This is a genomic window from Streptomyces sp. NPDC051909 (genome assembly GCF_040681095.1).
Taxonomy (GTDB): Bacteria; Actinomycetota; Actinomycetes; order Streptomycetales; family Streptomycetaceae; genus Streptomyces.
On the sequence record NZ_JBFAYA010000027.1, the window covers coordinates 70,361 to 76,541 of the forward strand.

The window sequence follows — 6,181 nt, forward strand, 5'->3', positions numbered from 1 at the left end:
ATCACCGTGTCGTCTCCCGCGCGAAATAGTCGCCGTCCGCTGTCCGAGTGCGTGTCCGGTCGTCGCGGACCCATGTGCGCAGGGCCTCCAGATGGACGCCCAGGCCGTGGGCGACGTCGGTGCGGGAACGGTCCGGCGAGGAACGCACGAGATCGACCGCGTCCCGCTTGAACTCTTCGGGGTAGTTCTTCCGCTGTACCACCTTGGATCACCTCCCCTGGATGACGAAACATCCAGCGTCCAGGTGGCGGAATTTCGGGGTCACTCCACAGCAGTTGTGGACCTTCCGGGTCTGCAGGGGAAGGCGTGCCCATCCAGACCTGCAGCGTGGACCAGAGATCGCTCCATCGGCAAGCAGTCGCAGTGCTGCGCGAGCTGATCTCCAGAACAGTGGTCAAGGCCGGCGGGGGAGTCCCCGCCGGCCCCGACCGCGATCTGCCTGATCACTCGCTCACGACGTTCCAAGCTCCCAGAACCTCGGAGAAGTCCTGGGTCGCTGATGCCCGGGCGGGGACTCATCGGACATGGCCCGGCACCCGGCTCAGGTTCCGGGGAGGATTCGGCGCGTTTCGTAGGCCCACATCGCGATCTCGACCCGGTTGCGGGCGCCGAGTTTGGCCATCAGGCTGGCCAGATGCGTCTTCACCGTGCTGAGGCTGATGTGCAGTGCATCGGCGATCTCGGTGTTGGTCAGCCCGCGAGCGACGGCGAGGAGCACCTGCTCCTCGCGGGCGGTGACGGGGGAGACGGGCTGGGCCACGGGCCGGCCGGCGGGCAGGTCCGCGAACGCCTGGAGCAGACGGACGGTGACGCTGGGCGCGATGAGCGCCTCACCGCCGGACGCCGACCGTACGGCCTGGGCCAGAAGGTCTGGTCCCGTGTCCTTGAGGAGGAATCCGCGGGCGCCGGCGCGCAGCGCGCCGTAGACGTACTCGTCGAGGTCGAACGTGGTGATGACGACCACGGCCAGCGGGTCGGCGACGCCCGGGCCGGCGACCAGCCGGGTGGCCTCGAGCCCGTCGAGTACGGGCATGCGGATGTCGAACAGGCAGACGTCAGGGCGTAGTTCGCGGGCCAGACGTACCGCTTCCCGCCCGTCGGCGGCCTCGCCGACCACCTCGATGCCGGGCTGGGCGTTCAGCATGATCCGCAACCCGGTGCGGATGATCGTCTGGTCGTCAGCGACGAGGACGCGAATGGACACCGCTCTCGCTCCTCGCTCCCGGCAGTTCGGCTTCGACATGCCAGCCCCGGTCGGTACCCGGGCCGGCTCGTAGTGTGCCGCCGAGCAGGGTCGCGCGCTCGCGCAGTCCGGTAAGTCCGTATCCGTCGCGACCCCGGCCGGTGCGCCGGCCGTTGTCGCGCACGCTCACCCGTACCGTGTGCCGCTCCGCGGCGACCCGGACGACGAGCTCGGTCGCGTCGACCGCATGGCGCAGCGCGTTGGTCACCGACTCCTGCACGATCCGGTAGACGGCCGCGTCCACGGCCGGGGGCAGCGCGTCCAGTTCGCCGTCGAGCCCCAGGTCGACCCTGAGGCGACCACCCGGGGTGCGCACCAGGCGCTCCAGATCCGCGACTCCGGCAGGGGGCGCCAGCTCGGCGCCGACCCCGCGGTCGCGCAGCGCGGCGACCATGGCGCGCATTTCCTCCAGCGTGCGCGCCCCTTCCTCCTCGACCCCCTCCAGCGCCTCGACGGCGGCGGACGGGTCGGTGCCCGCGAGCACCCGGCCCGCCTGGGCGATGATCACCATGGCCGACACGTGGTGGGCCACCGTGTCGTGCAGTTCCCGGGCGAGCTGCTCGCGCTCGCGGGAGCGCACCTGCTCCAACTGCCGCTCGCGAGCGGTCACACGGAACCGCACGGCAGCCCCGACCACGCCGGGCAGCAGCAGGAAGGCGAAGCCCACGACGTTCTCGACGACCGGGGTCTCGTCCGTGACGGAACACAGCGCGCCGGCCGCGAGGATCACCGCGCCGCCCAGCACGATCTCGCGTCCCGATCCCCACCGGGGCAGCGCGTACACCAGCACGAGCACGACCGCGCCGGTGTACAGGCCGACGGGCTCGCGCGGTGCGCCGACGAGCGAGGCCACCGGAAGCACGATCACCGAGCCGAACGCCAGCGTCACCATCGCCAGCGGGCGGGTCCGGCGCCACAGGGGCAGCAGGCACAGCCATACGGCGAACACCACCGCCACCGGCCGCCACACGACGTTCTCGCGCAGGGTGGCCTCCAGCGCCACACCGGCAAGGCCCGCGGCGAGCAGCGCCCAGTCCCGCCATACCCGGGCGGGCGCGTCGGGTGGCCGGGGTTCGGTCCACAGGGTTCGCAGGTCGTCTCGGAGCACGGTTCTCAGCCTAGGGACCGCGGCGTGCCGCGCATCGGCCGAAAGGACGGGTCGTCACTCCGCCCTGGGGCCGAGGGATCCGCGGCCCGCGGGCCGATGCCGCGGAACGCCGTGGCGACGAGCCTGAGGCATCGGCGGCCGTACAAGGACGGCCGACGAGGTGGTTGGAGGACCCGATGCTCTCGAAAGCCCTGTTGCGCCTGGGCGCAAGCGCCGCCCGCCATCCCTGGCGGGTGATCGCGGCATGGCTGATCGCCGCCACGCTCGCCGTCCTCGCCGCGATCGCCTTCGGCGGGCGGACCGCGGACTCGATGACCGCTCCGGGACTGGACTCCCGACGGGCCGCGGAACTGATCGAGCGGGCCGGCACCGGCCAGGAGGGGATGACCGCCCAAGTGGTTGTCACCCCTCTTGACGACGGTGCGACGTTCTTCGACGACGACGGCGCGCGCACCGCTCTCACGCGGCTGCAGACCGAGGTGAAGCGGCTGCCGCACGTGCTCGGCACGAGCGACCCGGCGGGGGCGCTCGACGCGGGCGGGGACACCGCCGTGCGCGGCGGCCTCGTCTCGGCCGACGGGCGGATCGCGGTCGTCCGGGTGCAGTACCCCGATCAGAGCCGGCTGTCGGCCGAAGACCTCGACGCCCTCGTCGAACTCGGCGACCGGCTGCGCGCCGAACTGCCCCTGCGCATCGAGATGGGCGGGAACCTCTTCTACGCCTTCTCCGACCCCGACGGCGGCGCGAGCGAGCTGATCGGCCTCCTCGCCGCGGCCGCGATCCTGTTCCTGGCGTTCGGTTCGCTCGTCGCCGCCGCGCTGCCGATCGGCATGGCGGTCTTCGGACTGACCGTCGGGGTCGCCACGATGACGGTACTGGCGGGGGTGACAGAGGTCCCCGCCTTCGCACCGGTCCTGGGCAGCATGGTCGGGCTCGGAGTGGGCATCGACTACGCGCTGTTCGTGCTCGCCAGGCACCGGGAGTACCTCGCGCGCGGGCTCGATCCCCGCGAGGCGGCGGGGCGGGCGGTGGCCACGGCGGGGCGGCCGGTGGTCTTCGCCGGCGGCACCGTCGTCGTGTCGATCCTCGGCCTGGCGGTCGCGAACGTGCCGTTCATGACGGTGGGCGGGCTTGCCGTCTCGATCGTCGTTCTGACCATGGTGGTCGCGTCGGTGACGCTGCTGCCGGCCTTCCTCGGCGCCGCCGGCCCGCGTCTGGGGCGGGTCGGCCGGGTCGGCCGGGCTCTGCAGACCGGGAAGCCGGGCCGACTCGCACGGCGGCGGGACCCGGCGGCAGGCGCCGCCCATACCGCCGGGTGGCGGCGCTGGATCGGGCACGTCAGCCGGCACCCGGTGCTGTACGCGGTCGGCGCGGCGGGGCTGCTGCTGACGGCGACGCTGCCCCTGCTCGGCCTTCGCGTCGGCCTGCCCGACGACGGCTCACTGCCTCCGAGCCGTACCGAGCGCCGGGCCTACGACCTCGTCGCCGAAGGATTCGGCCCGGGCACCAACGGTCCCCTCGTCATCGCCGCGGACCCCACCGGTGATCCGGGAGTGCTGGACCGTCTCGTCGGGGCGGTCGCGGCGGATCCGGGCATCGCATCCGTCGCGCCGACGCACATCGATCGGGCCACCGGCATCGCGACCCTCGTGGTGTTCCCGACCACCAGCCCTCAGGACAAGGCCACGGCCGACACCATCGCCCGGCTGCGCACCGACGTGCTGCCCGCGGCGATCGGGCACGGCCCGGCCAGGGCCCACGTCGGCGGCGCCGCCGCGAGCCTGTCCGATGTGGGCCGACGCACCAGCCAACGCCTGCCGGTGTTCGTCGCCGCCGTGCTGGCGATGTCGTTCCTGCTGCTGATGCTGGTCTTCCGCTCGGTACTCGTACCGCTCAAGGCGGTACTGCTGAATCTGCTGAGCATCGGCGCGGCCTACGGCATCATGGTCGCGGTCTTCCAGTGGGGCTGGGGAGGCGCACTCATCGGGCTGGAAGCGACCGTTCCGATCGTGTCGTTCATCCCGATGTTCCTCTTCGCCATCCTGTTCGGCCTGTCGATGGACTACGAGGTGTTCCTCCTCTCCCGCGTACGCGAGGAGTACCTGCGCACCGGCGACAACGGCACGGCGATCGTGGAGGGCGTCTCGCGCACCGCCCGGATCATCACCTCGGCCGCCCTCATCATGGTGGCGGTCTTCCTGTCCTTCGCCGTCGCCGAGGACCCCTCCACCAAAATGTTCGGGCTCGGCCTGGCCACCGCGATCTTCATCGACGCCACGGTCGTACGCATGGTGCTGGTACCGGCGACCATGACACTCCTCGGCCGGACCAACTGGTGGCTGCCGAAGTGGCTGGACCGGATCCTTCCCCGCGGCCCGGTCGGTACCGACGACACCGACGCGGAATCCACGGGTGAGGCCCCGCGCCCACGGCTGGTCGACCGTTGACTCAACTCCCGCCCGCCCTTGGCGTCCGGCACCTCGGCGCGTCACCTAGTGCTCTGACCGGATAGGTACACCGGCTTCCGGGCCGTCCTGCGATCATGTGCCCATGGATACGGGGGAATCTACTCAGGCCGCCGCATACCGGGCGCCTCTTGGCGGCATCGGGTCAGTTCCGCTCTTCTCACGGTGGCGGCGGTGCTGGCAGTGCTCGCCGCGCTGGCCGTCGTGGTCGTGGTGCTGCCGGGACTCGTGGTCGAGCGCGATCTCGGCGGGGCCACGATCTCGGCCGCTGACCGGCTCGGAGCTGTGAACAACGTGCGCACGACGCTCGTGCAGGCGGTCGGTGGCGCTGTCGTCCTCTTCGGCGCGTACGCCACCTGGCGGCAGTTGAGGGTCAACCAGGAGGGGCTGAACGCCACCCGGGAGGGACACTTCACCGACCGCTTCAGCCGGGCGGTCAACCAGCTCGGCAGCGAGAAGACGGATGTGCGGATCGGTGGCCTCTACGCACTGTGGCGGATCGCGGACCATTCGCCTCACGACCGGGAGGCGGTCATCTCGATCAAGGCCGCGTTCCTCCGAACCCACCTGCCATGGCCTCCGCAAGGGCAGGACTCCCCGGTGGCGGTACCCTCCATCAACTCCGTGCCTCCGCTCGAGACCCGTGCCCCGGATGCCCAGGTGGCGCTCACCGGCCTCGGAGTCCTGTGCCAGGAACGCAAGCCCGACTGGCTCAACGTCAGCTACACCGACCTGCGACGGGCCGACTGCGACGGACTGTGGCTGCACCACATCAACTTCGACGGCGCCTGCCTGGAAGCGGCGAGTATCTACCAGGTCAACCTGACCAAGGCATCTCTGATCGCGGCCAACATGCGCCACGTGGAGCTCGGGACCTCGATTCTCCACTAGAGCCGCTGCATCGAAGCCGACCTGCGCGGCGCTCGCATGGTCAGGGCCGACCTCAGCGATGCTGACTTCTCCGGAGCCGACCTGCGGGAGGCGAATCTGCGCAAGGCGCGGGGCCATGGCACCAAGTTCACCGGCGCGGATCTGAGACTGGCTGACCTCCGAGGAACCGACCTCACCGGTGCCGACCTGACACGGGCGAAGCTGGAAGGTGCACTGGCGAGCGACGTCACCATCTGGCCGACAGACTTCGACAATCAGGCGGCTGGCGTCGTCATCCTCGAGGATCCCGGCGCCGAGCCGAGCATTCTGCTGCAGGCGGCCGCGATCGCGAGGAACGTCCCGCCCCTGCGTTCGGCTTAGAACTCCTAACGAAATGATCTTCGAGGTGGTTGGATCGCTCCGGGACTGATGATCCGGGGGTGCGGGGTGGCTCGGCCGAAGCCGTGGGAAGTCGATGACGGGTTGTGGGCGGTG

General features: G+C 71.0%; 6 protein-coding genes. 3 read left to right on the plus strand and 3 right to left on the minus strand.

Annotation, left to right across the window (positions count from 1 at the left end; translation table 11 throughout):
* Window position 1: 1 nt before the first annotated feature.
* From AB0M18_RS30995 to AB0M18_RS31005, 3 genes are all read right to left on the minus strand, one after another.
* Window positions 2-202 (minus strand): transposase, encoded by a 201-nt coding sequence (locus AB0M18_RS30995; protein ID WP_365763858.1) that lies wholly within the window; start codon window positions 200-202, stop codon window positions 2-4.
* A 339-nt stretch (window positions 203-541) separates the two neighbouring features.
* Window positions 542-1,204 carry a response regulator transcription factor gene (locus AB0M18_RS31000; protein ID WP_030832911.1) on the minus strand — a complete coding sequence of 221 codons (663 nt, stop codon included), beginning with the start codon at window positions 1,202-1,204 and terminating at the stop codon, window positions 542-544.
* On the minus strand, window positions 1,179-2,351 hold the full coding sequence (locus AB0M18_RS31005; protein WP_365763861.1) for a histidine kinase: 1,173 nt from the start codon (window positions 2,349-2,351) through the stop codon (window positions 1,179-1,181). The genes AB0M18_RS31000 and AB0M18_RS31005 overlap by 26 nt, the downstream gene beginning before the upstream one ends.
* 176 nt (window positions 2,352-2,527) lie before the next feature.
* Between AB0M18_RS31005 and AB0M18_RS31010 the strand changes: the two genes are divergently transcribed.
* From AB0M18_RS31010 to AB0M18_RS31020, 3 genes are all read left to right on the plus strand, one after another.
* Complete coding sequence (locus tag AB0M18_RS31010; RefSeq protein ID WP_365763863.1) at window positions 2,528-4,798, plus strand: MMPL family transporter; 2,271 nt, start codon at window positions 2,528-2,530, stop codon at window positions 4,796-4,798.
* 192 nt (window positions 4,799-4,990) lie between these two features.
* The gene (locus AB0M18_RS31015; RefSeq protein WP_365763865.1) at window positions 4,991-5,707 is read left to right on the plus strand and encodes a pentapeptide repeat-containing protein; all 717 of its coding nucleotides are present in this window, start codon (window positions 4,991-4,993) and stop codon (window positions 5,705-5,707) included.
* Between the two features lie 9 nt (window positions 5,708-5,716).
* Complete coding sequence (locus AB0M18_RS31020; RefSeq protein WP_365763877.1) at window positions 5,717-6,067, plus strand: pentapeptide repeat-containing protein; 351 nt, start codon at window positions 5,717-5,719, stop codon at window positions 6,065-6,067.
* The last annotated feature ends 114 nt before the right edge of the window (window positions 6,068-6,181 follow it).